Source organism: Cupriavidus sp. AU9028, from assembly GCF_019795295.1.
In the GTDB taxonomy this organism is placed as follows: Bacteria; Pseudomonadota; Gammaproteobacteria; order Burkholderiales; family Burkholderiaceae; genus Cupriavidus.
Genome location: NZ_JAIMCG010000004.1, coordinates 153,053 through 172,388 on the forward strand (window position 1 = coordinate 153,053; position 19,336 = coordinate 172,388).

Here is a 19,336-nt window from a genome sequence, read left to right on the forward strand (position 1 = left end):
ATGAAGCTGTCGCTCGACCCGACGACGGGAATTCCGCTGACCGAGCAGATCGTCAGCGAGGTCAAGCGCTGGATCAGCAGTCGCACGGCGCGGCCGGGCGCGCGGCTGCCGTCGATCCGGCAGGTGGCTGCGGAACACGGCATCAGCCGCTTCCCGGTGATCGAGGCGTATGACCGGCTGGTGTCGCAGGGACTGGTGGCGTCGCGGCAGGGCTCCGGCTTTTATGTCGCGGACAGCCCGCTGGCGGAAGGCGCCGGCCGCGGCTGGTCCGATCCAAGCCTCGCCGACGACCTTTGCGACCATATCCTCGATCAGTTCAGCCATCCCAGCGCCACGCTGAAGCTGGCGGGCGGCTTCGTGCCCGAGAGCTGGCGCGATGTCGAAGGTCTGTCGCAGGCGATCCGGCAGGTCACCCGCAACGACATCGATTGCGTGATCCACTACGCCTCGCCGCTCGGGCTGCCGGAGTTGCGCCGGCATGTGCTGACGCGGGTACGGCAGCTGGGTATCGAGGCGGAGCAGTCGCAGGTGCTGATTACCAACGGCGCCAGCCAGGCGCTCGACCTGGTGGTGCGCCATCTGCTCAAGCCGGGCGATACGGTCTTCGTCGAGGATCCGGGCTACTACAACCTGTTCGGGCTGCTGCGGCTGCATGGCGTCCAGCTGGTCGGGGTGCCGCACACCCCCAACGGACCGGACCCCGACGCCACCGAAGCGCTGCTGCGCGAGCACCGGCCCAAGCTGTTCTTCACCAACAGCGTGCTGCAGAACCCGACCGGCTCGACGCTGGCGCCGCCGGTTGCCTTCCGGCTGCTGGAGCTGGCGCGGCGCCACGGCTTCCGCTTCGTCGAGGACGACATCTTCTCGGACTTCCAGACGCACTTCAGCGACCGGCTGGCCACGCTGGACCAGCTCGAACAGGTCATTTATATCGGCGGCTTTTCCAAGACGATTTCCGCCTCGCTGCGGATCGGCTACCTAGTCGCGGACAAGGCGCTGGTCAAGGACCTGATCGACGTCAAGGTGCTGACCACGGTGGCGGGCTCGCATTTCGCCGAAGCCGTCACGGCGGCGCTGCTGGAGCGCGGCGCCTATCGCAAGTACGTCGAGCGGTTGCGCATGCGGGTCCGCGAGGCGACGGCCAATGCGGTGCGCCGCCTCGGCGAAGCCGGCTGGGAGGTGTTCTGCCACCCCGCCGGCGGCAACTTCCTGTGGGCGCGCTCGCCTCGCTTCGAGGACTCGCGCGACCTGGTGGCGCTGGCCCGCCAGTACGACATCATGCTGGCGCCGGGCAACTACTTCCGGCCCGGCGGCGGCGCCAGCGCCTGGATACGGATCAACTCGGCGTTCGTCGAGGAGCCGCGCGCGCTGGCGTTCCTGCGCGCGGCGGGGGCGGCATGAAGCCGGCGCTCAACGGTGCAGCACGGCGTTGCGGCGCGCATAGAGGAAGTAGATCGCCAGCCCGATCGCCAGCCACGCCAGGAACGCCATCCAGGTGAAGGGCTGCAGGTGCGCCATCAGGAAGACGCAGAAGGCCACCGACAGCAGGGGCACCACCGGCACGCCAGGGCAGCGGAAGGTGCGCGGCAGGTCCGGGCGCGTGCGGCGCAGCACCAGCACCGCGATCGAGATCAGCGAGAAGGCCGACAGCGTGCCGATGTTGATCAGCTCCGCAAGCACGGCGAGCGGCACGAAGCCGGCGATCAGCGAGAAGACGATGCCGACCGTCCAGGTGGCGTAGAACGGCGTGGCGTGCACCGGGTGCACCTCCGACAGGCGGGCGGGCAGCAGGCCGTCGCGCGACATCGCGAACAGGATGCGGGTCTGGCCGTAGGTCATCACCAGGATCACGGTGGTCATGCCGAGGATCGCGCCGAGATCGACAAAGCCGGCCACCCAGTTCTGGCCGGCATATTGCAGCGCCAGCGACACCGGATGGTCGATCCCCTCGAATTTCGGGAACGGCACGATGCCGGTCATGATGGCGGCGACGGCCACGTACAGCACGGTGCAGACGGCCAGCGAGCCGATGATGCCGATCGGCAGATCGCGGCGGGGATTGCGCACCTCCTCGGCGGCGGAGGTCACCGCGTCGAAGCCGATGAAGGCGAAGAACACCAGCGCCGCCGCGTTGACGATGCCGGAGAAACCGAACGGCGCGTAGGGCTGCCAGTTGACCGGCTGCACATGCCAGACGCCGACGGCGATGAACAGCACCACCACCGAGATCTTGATGGCGACCATGACGTTGTTCAGCCGCGCCGACTCGCGCACGCCGGTCGATACGACCCACGTGATCGCCAGCATCACCAGCATGGCCGGCAGGTTCAGCACGCTGTTCACGCCGGGCACGGCGCCGGGCGCCGCGCTCAGCGCCTCGGGCAGCCGGATGCCGAAGCCGGCAATCAGCGACTGGAAGTAGCCCGACCAGCCCACCGAGACGGCCGAGGTGGCCAGCCCATATTCGAGCAGCAGGTCCCAGCCGATCATCCAGGCGATGATCTCGCCGAGCGTGGCATAGCTGTAGGTGTAGATCGATCCCGACACCGGAATCGCGGTGGCGAACTCGGCGTAGCACAGCGCAGCAAACCCGCACGCCATTGCCGCGATGACGAAGGACACGGTCAGCGCCGGGCCGGCCGTCAGCGCGCCGGTGCCGGTCAGCACGAAGATGCCGGTGCCGATGATGGCGCCGATGCCCATCATTACCAGATCGACGGGGCCGAGCACCTTTTTCAAGCCGTCGTCGCGACTCTCGGCCAGCATGGCCTCGATGTCCTTGGTGCGGAACAAACTCATAAGCGATCTCCTTGGGGAGGGCGTGCATCGCCGCCGGCGAGCAGCGCCGGCGGCGGTGCGGTCAGGTTGGTATGCGGATGGCGCGTCGCGTCCCGACCAGGCGGTCGGTGTTCCCCGCTTGCGGCCCTGCACGATGTGCGTAGAACCGGGGGCGAGGCGCCTTTTCATCCGCGGCAAGGGCGTGAAAACGCAAGAGGCGGGCCAGTTTACCGAACCGGCTGGGACAGACCATCACATCAGCACGGCGGCTTCGAAGATCGGCATCGCGGCAAAGGCGGTTGTCCCAGAAAACAAAAACCGGCCGTACCCAGGGCGGGTACGGCCGGTCGTCACAACACGGCGCGGCAAGGAGAGCCGCGGCGGTGCGCTGGAGTGCGCGCTATTTGGCCACGGGCATGGTGAACTCGGCGCCCTTGGCGATGCTGTCGGGCCAGCGCTGCATCACACTCTTGTAACGGGTGTAGAAACGCACGCCCTCCTCGCCGTAAGCGTGGTGGTCGCCGAACAACGAGCGCTTCCAGCCGCCGAACGAGTGCCATGCCATCGGCACCGGGATCGGCACGTTGATGCCGACCATGCCGACGCGGATCTGGCGGGCGAACGCCCGCGCGATACCGCCGTCGCTGGTGTAGCACGACACGCCGTTGCCGAACTCGTGCGCGTTGATCAGCGCCACTGCCTCGGCGAAGTCGTGCACGCGCACGACCGACAGCACCGGTCCGAAGATCTCTTCCTTGTAGATGGTCATCTCGGGCCGCACGTTGTCGAACAGCGTGCCGCCGACGAAGAAGCCCTTCTCATGCCCCGGCACGGTGTGGCCGCGGCCGTCGAGCACCAGCGTCGCGCCCTCCTCCACGCCGCGGGCGATATAGCCCTCGACCTTGGCCTTGTGCGCGGCGGTGACCAGCGGCCCCATCTCCGCGTCGGACTCGATGCCGTTGCGGATCTTCAGCGCCGCGGCGCGTTCGGCCAGCCTTGGCACCAGCCGGTCGGCGACGTCGCCCACGGCGACCGCTACCGAGATCGCCATGCAGCGCTCGCCGGCCGAGCCGTAGGCCGCGCCGATCAGCGCGTCGACCGCCTGGTCCAGGTCGGCATCGGGCATCACCACCAGATGGTTCTTCGCGCCGCCCAGGGCCTGCACGCGCTTGCCGTGACGCACGCCCTCCTGATGGATGTACTCGGCAATCGGCGTCGAACCGACGAACGATACCGCCTCGACATCGGGATGGTGCAGCAACGCATCGACCGCTTCCTTGTCGCCATGGACGACGTTGAACACGCCGTCGGGCAGGCCCGCCTGCTTGAGCAGATCGGCCAGCAGCAGGCTGGCCGAGGGATCGCGCTCGGACGGCTTGAGCGCGAAGGTGTTGCCGCAGGCCAGCGCCACCGGGAACATCCACATCGGCACCATCACCGGGAAGTTGAACGGCGTGATGCCGGCCACCACGCCCAGCGGCTGGCGCAGGTTCCAGTTGTCGATGCCCCCGCCGATATTGTCGGTGTAGTCGCTCTTGAGCAGATGCGGGATGCCACAGGCGAACTCGACGACTTCGATGCCGCGCGTGACCTCGCCGCGCGCGTCGGACAGCACCTTGCCGTGCTCGCGGGTGATGATCGCCGCCAGATCGTCGTGATGACGGTCCAGCAGCTCCTTGAACTTGAACAGGATGCGCGCGCGGCGCAGCGGCGGCGTCTCGGCCCAGGCCGGCCAGGCGTCGCGCGCGGCGGCGACGGCATCGTCCACGTCCTGGGTCGAGCCCATCACCACGCGGGCACTGACGTCGCCCGTGGCGGGGTTGAACACATCGGCGTAGCGGGTCGACGACGAGCGCCGTACCGTGCCGCCAATATAGTGGTGCACTTCGGCAATCTGCCGGCTATCTGCGATATTCACTGCGGTCTTCCTCGGTATGTCGCGTTGTGGTTGGTACGGGCGGTCCTTCAGCGGACCTCCTGCAGTACCTCGCGCACGGTGTCGAACAGCTGGCCGATCTGCTCCTCGGAGATGATCAGCGGCGGCGAGAAGGCGAGGATGTCGCCGGTGTAGCGCACCAGCACGCCGCGCTCCAGGCATTTGAGGAACGCCTCGTAGGCGCGTGCACCCGGCTCGCCCGGGCGCGGGTCCAGCTCGATGCCCGCGACCATGCCGAAATTGCGGATGTCGCGCACGTGCGGCGCACCGCGCACGCCATGCGCGGCCTGCTCGAATACCGGCTCCAGCTTGCGGGCGCGGCCGAACAGGTCCTCGTTCTTGTACAGATCGAGCGTAGCGATCGCGGCCGCCGCGGCCAGCGGGTGGCCCGAATAGGTGTAGCCGTGCAGCAGCTCGATGGCGCCAGCAGCCGCGCCGTTGACCACGGTGTCGTGCACCTCGCGCCGTACCGCGACCGCGCCCATGGGCACCGCGGCGTTGTTGATGGCCTTGGCCATGGTGATCAGGTCGGGTGTCACGCCGAAGCGCTCGGCGGCGGTCGCCGCGCCGAGCCGGCCGAAGGCGGTGATCACCTCGTCGAAGATCAGCAGGATGCCGTGCTTGCTGGTGATCTCGCGCAGGCGCTCCAGGTAGCCGACCGGCGGCACCAGCACGCCGGCCGAGCCCGCCAGCGGCTCGACAATGACGCCAGCCACATTGGACGGATCATGCAGCGCCAGGATGCGCTCGAGTTCGTCGGCCAGATGCGCGCCCCAGTTCGGCTGGCCTCGCGAGAAACCGGCTTCGGCGATATTGAGCGTGGCGGGCAGATGATCGGCGCCCGGCATCACGTTGTTGGAGAACATCTTGCGGTTGGGGCCGATGCCGCCCACGGCCATGCCGCCGAAGCCGACGCCGTGATAGCCGCGTTCGCGCCCGATGAAACGGGTGCGCTGGCCTTCGCCGCGCGCGCGGTGGTACGCCAGCGCGATCTTCAGCGCGGTATCGACCGACTCCGAACCGGAATTGGTGAAGAAGATGCGGTCCAGGCCCGACGGCATGATCTGCGCCAGCTTGGTGGCGGCTTCGAACGACAGCGGATGGCCCATCTGGAACGGCGGCGCGTAGTCCAGCGTCTGTGCGGCCTGGGCGATCGCCTCGGCGATCTCCTTGCGGCAGTGGCCCGCTGCCACGCACCACAGTCCCGCGCAGCCATCGAGGACCTGGCGACCGTCATGGGTCGTGTAGTACATGCCGCTGGCCGAGGCGAGCAGCCGCGGCGCGGCCTTGTACTGGCGATTGGCCGTGAACGGCATCCACAGCGCGTCGAGATCGGGCATCACGGTTTTGGCGGCGTCCATGGTTCCTCCTGAATGGGTTGTGGTCGGCCGCTGCGGAAGGCAGCGGCCCGGCAAGGCGATCGGACCACTGTAGCGGGCGCTGCTCGCCGGCAAAATAGACAGTGACCAGAAGTTGGGCAAACCGTACAGATGAAAACCGGCCAACTGTACTGGCAGGCCGGTGCAGGGCGATGCCAGCGGAGAATGGTCCGTACCGGCAGAAAGGCCTGTGCCAGCCGTTTGACCGTCGGCCGGAATTGGCAGCGGCGCTGCGGCGCGCACCGGGGATTGCGCTTGAACTGTATTGGTTTCCCCGCGACAATGCCACCCGATGATCCAGCTCGACCTGACCCGCAGCCGCCGCGGCGGCGATACCCTGACCGAACAGATCGTGGCCGGCATCGCGGCCATGGTGGACCGGCGCGCGCTGCGCCCGGGTACCTCGGTGCCGTCGGTGCGCCGCTTCGCGGCGCAGCATGGCGTCAGCACCTATACCGTGGCCGAGGCCTACGGCCGGCTCACCGCGCTCGGCTACCTGGCTTCCCGCGCGGGGTCGGGCTATACGGTGGCGCACCGGCAGGCGATACCCGGCGCCGCGCCCGCACCGCGCTGGGAAGCGCCGGTGCTGAACGCGGCGTGGCTGCTGTCGGACGTGTTCGCCGACCATTCGGTGCCGATCAAGGCCGGCGCCGGCTGGTTGCCCGGGGACTGGCTCAACGAGGAGGGCCTGCACCAGGCGATCCGCGCCGCGGCGCGGCTGCCGGCCGGGCAGGTGTCGGGTTACGGCCATCCCTACGGCCATGCCGCGCTGCGCGAGCATATCGCCACGGGCCTGGGCCGCCACGGCATGCCGGTGCAGGCGGGGCAAGTGGTGCTGACGCAGGGCGCGACCCAGGCGCTCGATCTGGTGGTGCGCACGCTGCTGCGCGCGGGCGACACGGTGCTGGTCGAGGACCCCTGCTATTGCAACCTGCTGCAGATCCTGCGGCTGGCCGGCCTGCGCGTGATCGGTGTGCCGCGCGGCAAGGACGGGCTCGATACCGACGCCCTCGACCTCGCCATCCGCGAGCATGCGCCGCGCGCGCTGTTCGTCAACACCGTCCTGCAGAACCCGACCGGGGGCACGCTGACCAGCATGAATGCGCACCGCGTGCTGCAACTGGCCGAACGCCACCGGCTGCTGGTCGTCGAGGACGACATCTATCGGGAGCTGGCGCCGCCCGGCTCACCGATGCTGGCGGCAATGGATGGCCTGTCGCATGTGGTGTATATCAACGGCTTTTCCAAGACCATCACGCCGTCGCTGCGGGTCGGCTATGTCGCGGCCAGTCCGGAGCTGGCCAAGGCATTCGCGCGCACCAAGATGGCGGTCGGCCTGACCTCGTCGGAGGTCACGGAGCGGCTGGTGTATGCGGTGCTGACCGGCGGGCACTACGGGCGCCATGTCGAATCCCTGGCCGCGCGGCTGCGCGCGCAACAGGACCACGTCACCGAGCGGATGGAAGCGCACGGGCTGGAAGTGATGCTGCGGCCCGAGGGCGGGATGTTCGCCTGGGCGCGGCTGCGCGAGCCGGTGGCCCAGGGAACGGGCAGCGCGCTGGCGACGCAGGCGCTGGCGCACGGCGTGTGGCTCGCGCCGGGCAGCTACTTCGCCGCCGACGAAGCCGACACGCCGTGGATTCGCTTCAACGTGGCGACCAGCGACGCGCCACAACTGTGGTCGTTCTTCGATGCGGTGCGCGGCGCCCGCTGAGCGCGGCGGAAACCGCCCGCCGCCGGGCGGTCGTCGGCGAGCCAGCCGTCAGAAGCGTCAGAAGCGGTAGCGCACGTACCCGGTCAGGAAATCGGTGCCCGGGTTCGGCCGCTTGATGCTGGCGTTCGAGATGTGCTGGTAACGGACGCCGGCTTCGATGCGCTGCTGCGGACCGAAGGCGACACCGAGGCCCACCATGTCGGAGAACTGGAACGCCGTGCTGAAACGATGTTCGTCCGAGGTGGAGGTATGGCTGAGCAGACGCACGCCCACCGATGCCTCGGCGAACGGCACCACCGAGCCGCCGCGCTTTTCCAGGCGCAGGATCGGCGACAGGCCCAGTTCCCAGACATCGCGCTGGTTGGTACCACGGCGCGCGTCCCAATGGGCGACGTTGACTTCGCCCTGCACCTTCAGCTGCCAGCCCTGCGGGTTGCCCCACTTGTAGGGCGTATCCCAGTTCAGCCCCAGCTCGGCCTTGTTGATGCCCTCACCTGTATCGCGCGCATAGGCGAAGTGAAGGCCCGGGTCGGCGTGGGCGGGCGCCATGGTCAGGGCTGCCAGCGCGGCGACGGCGGCACTGGCGGCACGCAGCTTGCCGGCACTGCGCGGCGCTGCAACATATTGTTGTTGTGTCATGGTGGTCGCAGGAGAAAGAAGGTTTGGGAGAGGAAACGCTGCAGGCGGGCAGGCAGGCGCGCGGGCCGCGCCAGTGCTGCGCGGCGCCGTCTCCACCTGGCCCCTGGCCGTCAGGACCAGAGGCGTTCGATCACCCATCCGGCAGTGGCGCACACACCGATCCAGGTAGCGAGGCAGCCGGTAATGAAACGGTAAGTCATCGTAATTTTTAGACCAAAACAACCAGGAACGCACAAAATCGAGCAGAAATGATACATGCATTCATGAATGTATGTTGAGCGTCGTGCGAACGGCCTCGCCGGTGGCCGCAGTCGGGGCAAGGCCGGGCGCCGCGCCACGGGCGGCCGCGACGACCGCCCCCGCCCGCCAGCAGATTGTTGCATCTGCACAACGGCTCGCCTGCCGTCATCGGCGCGCGCCGCCGGCCGGTCGGATGGCGTGCTCCCTTGGGCCGCCACGGCTTCGCCAACGCTGCTAGCCTTGGCGCTTCTGCGGAGATTCGAATGCACACCCACGATCTGTCACGCTGGACCCACCAGCATGTTTTCGACCAGGGCAACCCCGACGCCGAGCGGGGCACCCGGCTCGTGCTGGCGGTGACGCTGCTCGCCATGTGCGGCGAGATCGTTGCCGGATGGTGGTTCGGCTCGATGGCGCTGCTGGCGGACGGCTGGCATATGAGTTCGCACGCGCTGGCGATCGGCCTGTCCGTCCTTGCCTATGCCGCCTCCCGGCGCTATGCGGCGGACCGCCGCTTTGCCTTCGGCACCTGGAAGATCGAGGTGTTGGCCGGCTTCGCCAGTGCGGTGTTCCTGCTGGGCGTGGCCGTGCTGATGGCAGTGGCGTCGCTCGGGCGGCTGGTGGAGCCGACCACGATCCACTATCCCGAGGCCATGGCGGTGACGGCGCTCGGCCTGCTGGTCAATCTGGCCAGCGCCTGGCTGCTGGGCGGCGGCGGACACTCCCATGGGCACGGACACTCCCACGGGCACGCGGACGCGCACGATCAGCATCACAACGGCCACGACCTGAACCTGCGCTCGGCCTACCTGCACGTGCTGGCCGACGCCGCCACCTCGGTGCTGGCGCTGGCCGCGCTGGCCGGCGGCTGGTGGCTGGGCTGGCGCTGGCTCGACCCGGTGATGGGCATCGTCGGCGCGGCGCTGGTCGCGCACTGGGCGGTGGGTCTGATCCGCGAGACCTCCGCCGTGCTGCTTGACCGTGAAATGGATCACCCCGTGGTCGACGAGGTTCGCGAGGTGCTGGCGCAGTTCGACGGCGGCGCGGCCCACACCCGCATCACCGATCTGCACGTCTGGCGCGTTGGCAAGGCCAACTTCGCCTGCATCGTCGCGCTGGTCACCCACGACCGGACGTTGACGGCCGAGCGGGTCCGCACGGCGCTGGGCGTCCACGAGGAGCTCGCGCACGTGACTGTCGAAATTGCGTACTGCGAAGCGGCCGCAGCCGCCCGCTAGTTGAGCTCGCAGCGCATGCACCAGCCGCCCTGCAGCAGGCGCTGCTGCAGCGGCGACTCGCGCACCTCGGCCGGCAGCGCCGCCGCGGGGGTCAACGAGAAGCCATAGCGGGCAAAGTAGCTGGGGCAACTGGTGGTCAGCAGCACCGCACTGCGGCACCCCTCGGCGCGCGCCCGGCTGAGGACCGCGCAGATCAGGTGCGAGGCGATGCGCTGGTCGCGATATTCCGGCAATACCGCCAGGGAGTTGACCACGGCGGTGTCCCCGTACAACTCGGCGCCGCCACAGCCGACGATACGGCCATCGAGCACTGCGACGTGGAACAGATGCCGTTGCGGTTCGATGTCGTCCACCGGCAGGCCACACTGCTCCAGCACGCTGGTGATGTCGGGCCGCTCCCCTGGCGCCGCGGCGCGGATACGCAGATCTCTTGTCATGGAAAGCCTCGGCTCGCCCCGGCGTCTTCTGCTCCCCTGCCGGGTGCAATACGAATGATTGGACTGCGTCTGAATTGACAGTACAGCATCCGGCCGCGGCGCGGGCAGGAACTTGATGCGGGATAACCCCGAGGGTGTGCAGGCAGGGCCGCCTGTGCGGCGCGGGATGAGAAAGGAGAGAGGCGGGAGGCGGGAGGCGTCGAGGCAACCGATGCGAGCGCGATGGAGGCGGGGGAACGGAATCGAACCGTCGTGCACGGCTTTGCAGGCCATGGCATCACCACTCTGCCACCCCGCCACGTTTGCCGCATCGGTGTGCGCCGGCAGCGACCGCCGCAACGGGCGGCGACATCGGCGCGGGCGCAAGTGTAGCCGGAACCGGAAATTCGTGCAGGACCCGGCGCGCCGGCGCATCTCTGCTATCGTCACGGCCATCGCCGAACGACCGCTACCATGCGACTGCTGCACACCTCCGACTGGCATCTGGGCCAGACCTTCCATCACTACGACCGCACCGCCGAACACCAGCGCTTCCTGGACTGGCTGCTCGATACGCTCGATGCCGAAGACACCGAACTGCTGCTGATCGCCGGCGACGTCTTCGACAACGCCAATCCGTCTGCCGCTTCCCAGCGCCAGCTGTACCGGTTCATCACCGAGGCGCGCCGTCGCCGGCCCGCGCTCGCCATCGTGATGATCGCCGGCAATCACGACTCGCCGGCCCGGATGGAAGCGCCCGCGCCGTTTCTCGACGGTCTTGGCGTATGCTGCATCGGCCAGGTGACGCGGCTGGGCGACGGCGCCATCGACATCGGCCGCCTCGTCACGCCGGTGCACGGCGCGGACGGCGAGGTGCGGGCGTGGTGCCTGGCCATCCCCTTCCTGCGGCCGGGCGATGTGCCGCGACCGGCGTTGCCGGAAGGCGGCAGTGCGCAGGCCGACGCGGAAGTGGCCCCGCTTGACACCGATCCCTACCGGGCGGGCGTCGCGGCGCTCTATCGCGCGGCGCTGGACGAGGCCCTGCGCCGCCGCGCCCCGGACCAGCCCGTCGTCGCGCTGGGTCATTGCCACATGCGCGGCGGCGAGGCCTCGGAGGACTCGGAGCGGCGCATCGTCGTCGGCGGCGCGGAAGCGCTCCCGCCCGGCATCTTCGACCCGGCCATCGCCTATGTCGCGCTGGGACACCTGCACAAGGCCCAGCGCGTCGGCGGCCAGGAGCACATTCGGTACAGCGGCAGTCCGCTGCCGATGTCGTTCTCGGAGATCCACTATCGCCACCAGGTGCTCAGCGGCACCATCGAGGGCGACCGGCTCCAGGAGATCCGGGCGGTGCCGGTGCCCCGCTGGGTGCCACTGCTGCGGGTGCCGGAACAACCGGCGCCGCTGGACGACGCGCTGGCGGCATTGCAGGGGCTGTCTGTGCCGGCCCCCGCCGGGCAGGAAGCGATGGCCGAAGACCTGCAGCCCTACCTGCAGGTACGGGTGCGCCTCGACGGACCGGAGCCGGCGCTGCGCAGCCGTATCGAGCAGGCGCTGGCGGACAAGCCGGTGCGGCTGGCGCGGATCGAAGTCAGCGCCGCCGCTTCCGGCAATGACGCGACGGCGCCACTGCTGTCGCTGGACGACCTGAACCGGGTCGACCCGGCCGCGCTGTTTTCCTCGCTGTACCGCAGCCGCCATGGCGGCGAAGCACCGCCCGCGCTCCTTGCCGCATTGCACGAGCTGCTGCATGACGACGAGGACGATACGTCCGGGGTGGAGGCGGCATGAAGATCCTCGCCATCCGCGGGCGCAACCTGGCGTCCCTCGCCGGCGACTTCGAGGTCGATTTCAGCGGCGAGCCGCTGGCGTCGGCTGGGTTGTTCGCCATTTGCGGGCCGACCGGGGCGGGCAAGAGCACCTTGCTCGACGCGCTGTGCCTGGCGCTGTACGACGCCACTCCGCGCATGGCGCGGGCCCGGGACGCCACCGGCCGCGGCACTGCGCTGCCGGACGTGGCCGGGGAGACCATCGGCGCGCGCGATACCCGCACGCTGCTGCGCCGGGGCGCCGCCGAGGGCCATGCCGAGGTCGACTTCGTCGGCGGCGACGGCATCGCCTATCGCGCACGCTGGAGCGTGCGCCGCGCGCGTTCTCGCGCCAGCGGCAAGTTGCAGGACACGCAGATGGCGCTCGCCCGCCTGCCCGGCGGCGAGCCGGTGGGCGGCGGCCTGAAGTCCGAGGTCAAGCCCGCCATCGTCGAGCGCATCGGCCTGACCTTCGAGCAGTTCACCCGCGCGGTGCTGCTGGCGCAGAACGAGTTTTTCGCCTTCCTGAAAGCCGATGACGACGAGCGGGCCGAGCTGCTGCAGGCGCTGACCGGCACCGAGCGCTTCGAAGCGATCTCGCGCCGCGCCCACGAGCGCAACAAGGCCGAGCAGGAGAGGCTGCGCGGCTTGCGCGACCAGCTGGACGCCGATCCGCCGCTCGATGCCGCGACGCGGCTGGAGATCGAACAGCAGCAGCAGCGGCATGCCGAAGAGGCGGCCGCGCTGGACAGCCGCATGCGCGAGCTCGACGCGTCGGTGTCCTGGCACGAGCGCGACGCCCAGCTCGCGCATGCCAGCCAGGAGGCCGCGCTTGCCCTGCAGAGCGCCCTGTCCGCGCGTGACGCGGCAGCGCCGCGCCGGTCGCGGCTCGAGTCCGTGCGGCTGGCGCAGCAGGCGCGGCCGCTGGTGACGGAACTGGACCGGCTTGGCAAACAGGCTGCCGCGGCGCGCGCGGAAGCGGACGCGTCGCGCGCCGCATGGCTCGCTGCGCAGCAGGCCGCCGATCTCGCGCAGCAACAGCGGCGGCATGCGCTGGCCGCGCGCGATGCCGCCGCCCAGGCGCAAGCCGCCGCGGCGCCGCGAATCGCCCGGGCGCGCGAACTGGACACCGTCATCGCCACGCTGTTGCCTGGCCACCGCAACGCACTGGCCGCGCGTAACGACGCTGCCGCAGCGGCCGCCCAGGCGCGTGCGCGGCTCGACCGCGTGCAAGCGGAGCGGGCGCAGGCGGTGGCTGCGTTGGGCGCGACCCAGCAATGGCTGGACCAGCATGCCAGCCTTGCGGCGCTCGGCTCGCAATGGCTGCGCTGGGAACAGGCCCTGCACCAGGCCGCGTCATGGCATGGCGCGCATGGCCGCCTCACGGCAGAGATCGCGCGACACACCGCGGCGCTCGGCGCTGCGCGGCCCCGGCTCGCGCAGGCGGAACAGGCACTGGGCGAAGCCGTCGCCGCCCTCGAGCCCGCACAGGAGCAATGCCAGCGCTGGCGGGACGAACTGGCGGCGCAGGATCGCGATGCCATCGCGGCGCGGCTGCAGGCGGCCCGGCACCAGTCGGCGGCGCTGCAGCGGGCCGAGCAGTTGCTGCTGGCCCTGTGGCGCGCCGAGCAGGGCCTCGCGGAATTGCGGCAGCACACGGACCGCGTGCAGGCGCGCCATCGTGAATGCCTGTCGCGGCTGGAGCAACACCGGGTGCAGCGCCCGGCCGCCGAGCAGGCGCGGGACAGCGCCGAGCGCGCGTGGCGGCTCGCCGCCGCGGCCTGTCACGAGAGCGTCGAAACCCTGCGCAACGCGCTGGAGCCCGACGCACCCTGCCCGGTCTGCGGCGCCACCTCGCATCCGTACGCCGGGGACGCCGCGCAGCCCTTGCGCAAGGTGCTCGACGCCCTGGAGCAGGACTACCACCGCTGTGCGCAGGCGCTCGCGGCGCTCGATGCGGCCGGGCACGGGGACCGTGCCACGGCCGCCGCGCTGCAGGAGGAGCTCGACATGCTGCGCGCGCGCGAAGCCAGCCTGCAGGGCGAGCGCGACGCCGCTGCCGCGGCCTGGCAAGCCCATCCGCTGGCAGCCAGTGTGGCCGCTCAGTCCGAACTCTGGGCCGACCTCGACGAATGCAGGCTGCGCCTGGCGCAGCTGTCCGAAGCGGCTGCCGCGGAGGAGCGGCAGGCCGCCGCCGACGACGCCGCAGTGCGCGCGCTAGATCTGCGGCTGCAACAGGCGATGGCCGAACTGGAGCGGCTGCGCGCGGCCCGGCAGCTCGCGCAAGACCGCCGCGAGCAGCTTCACGGCGAATTGGCGCAGATCGAGTCGCGCCAGAGCGCAGCGAGCGAACAGCAGCAGACCCTGGCGGCAAGCATCGACGGCGCGCTGATCAGCCTCGACGATGGCGCGCTGGGCGCCGCCCGTCTCGCGCTTCTCGCCAGCAGGGACCCGCACGCCCGCTGGCAGGACGCCTGGTCGGCAGACCCGGCTGCGTTCGCCGCGCACTGTGCGCAACTGGCCGGCCAGTGGAACGACACGACACGCGAGCACGAAGCCCTGCGTCAGCGCGTGACCACGGCGGACCAGGCAATCGCGGCAGCGACCGACGCGCTGCAAGGCGCGCTCCAGCAGCAACAGCGTGCGGCCGATGCGTTCGCCACACAGGACCGCGAGCTGGCGGGCAAGCGTGCGTTGCGCGACGCGGTCTTCACCGATCCGCGCGACCGCGAGCGCAGCGTCGATGCAATCGCTGCACAACTGGAAGCCGCAATGTCCGGCGCAGCGGCTGCCGTCGAGCGAGCCGACGCGGCGTGCCAACAGGCTGCGCAGCGCATCGCCAGCGAAGCGGCACGGTTCGAGCGCGCCGAAGAGACGACGGTGCGCGTGCAGCAGGATCAGCTTGCCGCGCGCGCGCAACTCGATGCCTGGCTGGAACGGCAGGCGCTGCAGGAGCCGGCGCTGCGCGAACTGCTGGCCATCGGCATGGAACAAGTTGCGCAGGAGGAGGAAGCCTTGCGCGCGCTCGAGCGCGACGTCGACGCCTGCGGCGCGCTTGCCGCGGCCCGGCAAGCCGAGCGGCAGCGATGGCAGGAACAGCGGCCGGTGCTATCGGCAGAAGCGCAGGAGTGCATCGAAGCCTGGACGGCAGGAAACACCGAAGTCATCACCGAAGCCACAGCGCCGTGCGCAAGCCACGCCGACGCTGTGCGCAGCGAAGCGCTGCGCGACGCCCTTGCCCACATGCGGCAGCAGCGCGACATGGTCGGCAAGGCGCAGGCCGAAGCGAGCTTTGCCCTGCGCCGCGACGATGAGCGCCGCCAGCAGGGCGCGGCACTGCTCGAACGCATCGAGCGGCAGGAAAACGAGGCACGGATCTGGCAGGTCATGCACGAGCTGATCGGCTCGGCGGACGGCAAGAAATTCCGCAACCATGCCCAGCAGATGACGCTGGACATCCTGCTCGGTTATGCCAACCGGCACCTTGCCACGCTGTCGCGGCGCTACCGCATGGAGCGGCTGCCCGACAGCCTTGGCCTGCTGGTGGTCGATCAGGACATGGGCGACGAAGCCCGCTCCGTCCATTCGCTGTCGGGCGGCGAATCGTTCCTGGTGTCGCTGTCGCTGGCGCTCGGTCTGGCCTCGCTGTCGTCGCACCGGGTGCGGGTCGAATCGCTGTTCATCGACGAGGGCTTCGGCAGCCTGGACAGCGATACGCTGCGCGTCGCGATGGATGCGCTCGACAATCTGCAGTCCCAGGGACGCAAGGTCGGCGTGATTTCGCATGTGCACGAAATGACCGAGCGCATCGGCACGCGTATCGAGTTGCGGCGGCTCGCCGGGGGCCAGAGCCGGATCGCGGTGACGGGCGGCGAACCTGCCTGACCGCGCCCGCGCCGGACAGCGGCGCGATGCGCGCCTTTCGGCAAGCTTTCGTCAACCGGCCGTGGGCCCATCCACTGGTCGCGCCCGTGGATTTACCGTTCGCATGTCAGGACAATGCGGCGAAAAACCCGCACGGGCGTTCGTTTTTGCGGTTTTCGCCTTCGTTCGCGTCAGACGCCGCCCGGTGCACAGGCCGGATATCGGGGTTACCCTAGTGCGGTAACCCCTCCGCCTGCCCAGGGCCGGCGGCACAACAACGATTCGAGCGATCTCTCATGACACAAGTGAACAGCCCCAGCCTTGGCAGCGGCCAGGCGGCGGCGGATGACAGCCGTAAACGCGTCTTCGCCATCGTTGCCGCCTCGTCCGGTAATCTCGTCGAGTGGTTCGACTTCTACATCTACGCGTTCTGCGCGATCTACTTCGCGCATTCGTTCTTCCCGCAGTCCAATCCCACGGTCCAGCTGCTCAATACCGCCGGCGTATTCGCCGCCGGCTTCCTGATGCGTCCGATCGGCGGCTGGATTTTCGGCCGCATCGCGGACCGGCACGGCCGGAAGAATTCGCTGCTGATCTCGGTGGTCATGATGTGCACCGGGTCGCTGATGATTGCGTGCTTGCCGACCTACGACAGCATCGGCGCCTGGGCGCCCGCGCTGCTGCTGCTTGCGCGCCTGCTGCAGGGGCTGTCGGTCGGTGGCGAATACGGCACCACTGCCACCTACATGAGCGAGGTCGCGCTGCGCGGCCGGCGCGGGTTCTTCTCCTCCTTCCAGTACGTCACGCTGATCGGCGGGCAGTTGCTCGCGGTACTGGTGGTGGTCATCCTGCAGCAGATCTATACCGAGCAGGAACTGCGCACCTGGGCCTGGCGCATCCCCTTCGTGATCGGCGCGATCACCGCGATCGTCGCGCTGCTGCTGCGCCGCACGCTGCAGGAAACGTCGAACGCCTCGACCCGTGCCAGCAAGGAGGCGGGCAGCGTGGTCGCGCTGCTGCGCGACCACCGCGCCGCCTTCCTGACGGTGCTGGGCTATACCGCGGGCGGCTCGCTGATCTTCTACACCTTCACCACGTACATGCAGAAGTACCTGGTCAATACCGCCGGCATGCCGGTCAAGACCGCCAGCTACGTGATGACGGGGGCGCTGTTCGTCTACATGTGCATGCAGCCGGTGTTCGGCGCGCTGTCGGACCGCATCGGCCGCCGTACCAACATGATGCTGTTCGGCGCGCTCGGCGCGCTGATTACGGTGCCGGTGCTGACTGCGCTGCACGTGGTCACCAGCCCGATCCTCGCCTTCGTGCTGATCGTCTTTGCCCTGGCGGTGGTCAGTCTCTATACGTCGATCAGCGGCATCGTCAAGGCCGAGATGTTCCCGCCGGAAGTGCGCGCACTCGGCGTGGGGCTGGCCTATGCGATCGCCAATGCCGTGTTCGGCGGCTCGGCCGAGTACGTCGCCCTGGGCCTGAAGTCGCTGGGACACGAGAGCGCGTTCTACTGGTATGTCACCGTGATGATGGTGGTCGCCTTCCTCGTCAGCACCCGGCTGCCGAAGCAGGCGAAGTACCTGCATCACGAGCCGTGAGCCGGGCGAGGGGCCGGCGCATGCGCCGGCCCCTCGGTGGCCCTCATCGGCATTGGAAGTTTGCCGCCTCGTCCGTGCTGCCGCTGCCGACATAGACCGCGCGACGGGGATACGGGCATAGCGGCCGGGTTCGCGTCACGACGTCGTCGGTGACGGTGGATGCGACGATCCGGTCGGGTGCCCTGCCCTGCGTGACCCAGGCATCGAGCGCCTCGAGGATGTCGTGGCCGGCGTCCACCACCGGCGCCGCCGTGTCGCCATTGCCGAACTGCGTCGGCCCCGGGCCACCCGAGCAATGCCCCATGCCGGGCACCAGGTACAGCCGGAAGAAGGCGTCCATCTCCCCCTGCGATCCCTGCGCCTGCCGCACCCGCTCGAAGTAGCCGATCGTATCCACCGCGTTGACCACCGGGTCCTGCCAGCCGTTGTAGACCAGCAGCTTGCCGCCGCTGGCCTTGAAGGCCGACAGGTCGGTGCTGTTCTGGTCCACCAGCGTGCCCACCCTGGCATCGGCATAGGCCAGGTCACGGTCGAAATCGAACGTCCACCAGTTCCACTGCGGATTGTCGAAGACCCAGTAGCGCCAGAAGTCGGCGCGGGTCGGTTCCGTCGTGCCCCAGTAGGTATTCCATCCCACCGGGTTGGTGCCGACCGTGAACAGCGCCTCGCTGGTCTTTGGCCAGCCCGGGTAGACCTGCTCGCCGGTGCGTGGGTTGCGCGGCCCGGCATACATCGCTTCCAGTGCCGACACCTGCTCCGCGGTCAGGCAGTCCGGCGCATCGGCGCCGGTGCATTGCAACGATGCCGGCGCGAAGCGGCACTGGCGCGGGTCGTCCACCAGCCCGTCCGTCACGCCGTCGTCCGCATCGCAGGCGGCCACCGCGGCCTGCGTCACCATCGGCAGCTTGCTGGCCGGGATGATCGGCGTGGTGTTGTCGTTGCGGCGATGGTTGGCGAGGAACTGCCAGAGGAAGCCGGCATTGAGCCGCACCCGGTTGTTGCCGGGCGCGCCCGCGATGATGCCGTCGAAGTCGTCGGGGTAGCGCTGCGCCTCGGCGTAGCCCTGATGCCCGCCGGTGGAGCAGCCGTAGAAGTACGATCGGTCGATCGGGCGCGCATGCATCTCGCTGACCAGCCGCTTGGCCGGCACCGTGATGGCATGGATCGAGCGCGTGCCCCAGTCGACGATCTTCTCCGGATGCCCGACGCCGAACAGCAGGTCGTTCGGATTGCTGGTCTGGTGGCCGGTGTCGCCGCTGACGGTCGCATAGCCGCGCGCCAGGCCCATCGCCATGGCACGGTAGCCCAGTGCCGGGCTGTAGCCGCCGTTGCCGGCGACCATCAGCTTGCCGTTCCAGCGGGGAGCCGGCGGAATCCAGACTTCGAAGCGGATCTCCGAATCGCTGGTGGGTCTCGCCACGGCCTGCACCCGGCAGAACGACTCCACCTGCAAGGTGGTGCCGCTGGCCGGCGCGAAGCTGCCGGCCGGCACCTCGGCGGCGGCGGTTACCGTGGCGCCGTCCAGCACCGCGCGCGCCATCTGGCCGCAGTCGAGCGGCTGCTGGGCCGTCGGCGGCGGTTCGGGCGGCGGCGCGTGAGCGCCATCGTCATCGTCGTCGCCACCGCAGCCCGCGAGCAGCAGCGCCGCGGCGACGGGGGTCAGGGTCAGCGCCAGCCTGCGGCGCCTGGACTGCAGAAGATCGCGGTGCATGCT

12 protein-coding genes and 1 tRNA gene are annotated in these 19,336 nt (G+C 69.5%); 6 read left to right on the top strand and 7 right to left on the bottom strand.

Annotated elements, in window-relative coordinates; translation table 11 throughout:
* Window positions 1-1,401, top strand: coding sequence for a PLP-dependent aminotransferase family protein (locus K6V06_RS06345; RefSeq protein ID WP_222241108.1), 1,401 nt, complete (start codon window positions 1-3; stop codon window positions 1,399-1,401).
* Window positions 1,402-1,410: 9 nt separating this feature from the next.
* Here K6V06_RS06345 and K6V06_RS06350 read toward each other — a convergent pair whose 3' ends face one another.
* From K6V06_RS06350 to K6V06_RS06360, 3 genes are all read right to left on the bottom strand, one after another.
* The gene (locus K6V06_RS06350) at window positions 1,411-2,799 is read right to left on the bottom strand and encodes an amino acid permease (protein WP_222241110.1); all 1,389 of its coding nucleotides are present in this window, start codon (window positions 2,797-2,799) and stop codon (window positions 1,411-1,413) included.
* 379 nt (window positions 2,800-3,178) lie between these two features.
* On the bottom strand, window positions 3,179-4,696 hold the full coding sequence (locus tag K6V06_RS06355) for a CoA-acylating methylmalonate-semialdehyde dehydrogenase (protein ID WP_222241113.1): 1,518 nt from the start codon (window positions 4,694-4,696) through the stop codon (window positions 3,179-3,181).
* A gap of 47 nt (window positions 4,697-4,743) precedes the next feature.
* Entirely contained in the window at window positions 4,744-6,075 is a 1,332-nt protein-coding gene (locus K6V06_RS06360) for an aspartate aminotransferase family protein (RefSeq protein WP_222241115.1), read from the bottom strand.
* 310 nt (window positions 6,076-6,385) lie between these two features.
* Here K6V06_RS06360 and K6V06_RS06365 point away from each other — a divergent pair, with 310 nt between their 5' ends.
* Window positions 6,386-7,807, top strand: coding sequence for a PLP-dependent aminotransferase family protein (locus K6V06_RS06365; protein ID WP_222241117.1), 1,422 nt, complete (start codon window positions 6,386-6,388; stop codon window positions 7,805-7,807).
* A gap of 57 nt (window positions 7,808-7,864) precedes the next feature.
* On the opposite strand, the gene K6V06_RS06370 is transcribed toward K6V06_RS06365, so the two are convergent.
* The gene (locus K6V06_RS06370) at window positions 7,865-8,446 is read right to left on the bottom strand and encodes an acyloxyacyl hydrolase (protein WP_222241119.1); all 582 of its coding nucleotides are present in this window, start codon (window positions 8,444-8,446) and stop codon (window positions 7,865-7,867) included.
* A gap of 503 nt (window positions 8,447-8,949) precedes the next feature.
* Here K6V06_RS06370 and dmeF point away from each other — a divergent pair.
* The gene (gene dmeF / locus K6V06_RS06375; RefSeq protein WP_222241130.1) at window positions 8,950-9,924 is read left to right on the top strand and encodes a CDF family Co(II)/Ni(II) efflux transporter DmeF; all 975 of its coding nucleotides are present in this window, start codon (window positions 8,950-8,952) and stop codon (window positions 9,922-9,924) included.
* Here dmeF and K6V06_RS06380 read toward each other — a convergent pair.
* Together K6V06_RS06380 and K6V06_RS06385 are read right to left on the bottom strand one after the other, a co-directional pair.
* Complete coding sequence (locus K6V06_RS06380) at window positions 9,921-10,361, bottom strand: GNAT family N-acetyltransferase (protein WP_222241132.1); 441 nt, start codon at window positions 10,359-10,361, stop codon at window positions 9,921-9,923. The two genes, dmeF and K6V06_RS06380, sit on opposite strands and share 4 nt — an antisense overlap.
* 223 nt (window positions 10,362-10,584) lie before the next feature.
* Window positions 10,585-10,659 (bottom strand) — tRNA-Cys (locus K6V06_RS06385).
* Between the two features lie 155 nt (window positions 10,660-10,814).
* On the opposite strand from K6V06_RS06385, the gene K6V06_RS06390 reads away from it, so the two are divergent.
* The 3 genes from K6V06_RS06390 (at window position 10,815) to K6V06_RS06400 (ending at window position 17,622) form a co-directional block, all read left to right on the top strand.
* On the top strand, window positions 10,815-12,131 hold the full coding sequence (locus tag K6V06_RS06390) for an exonuclease SbcCD subunit D C-terminal domain-containing protein (protein WP_222241134.1): 1,317 nt from the start codon (window positions 10,815-10,817) through the stop codon (window positions 12,129-12,131).
* Complete coding sequence (locus K6V06_RS06395; RefSeq protein WP_222241136.1) at window positions 12,128-16,033, top strand: AAA family ATPase; 3,906 nt, start codon at window positions 12,128-12,130, stop codon at window positions 16,031-16,033. Before K6V06_RS06390 ends, K6V06_RS06395 begins: the two co-directional genes overlap by 4 nt.
* 275 nt (window positions 16,034-16,308) lie before the next feature.
* Entirely contained in the window at window positions 16,309-17,622 is a 1,314-nt protein-coding gene (locus tag K6V06_RS06400; RefSeq protein ID WP_222241138.1) for an MFS family transporter, read from the top strand.
* Window positions 17,623-17,665: 43 nt separating this feature from the next.
* On the opposite strand, the gene K6V06_RS06405 is transcribed toward K6V06_RS06400, so the two are convergent.
* The gene (locus K6V06_RS06405; RefSeq protein WP_222241140.1) at window positions 17,666-19,333 is read right to left on the bottom strand and encodes a tannase/feruloyl esterase family alpha/beta hydrolase; all 1,668 of its coding nucleotides are present in this window, start codon (window positions 19,331-19,333) and stop codon (window positions 17,666-17,668) included.
* Window positions 19,334-19,336: the final 3 nt, after the last annotated feature.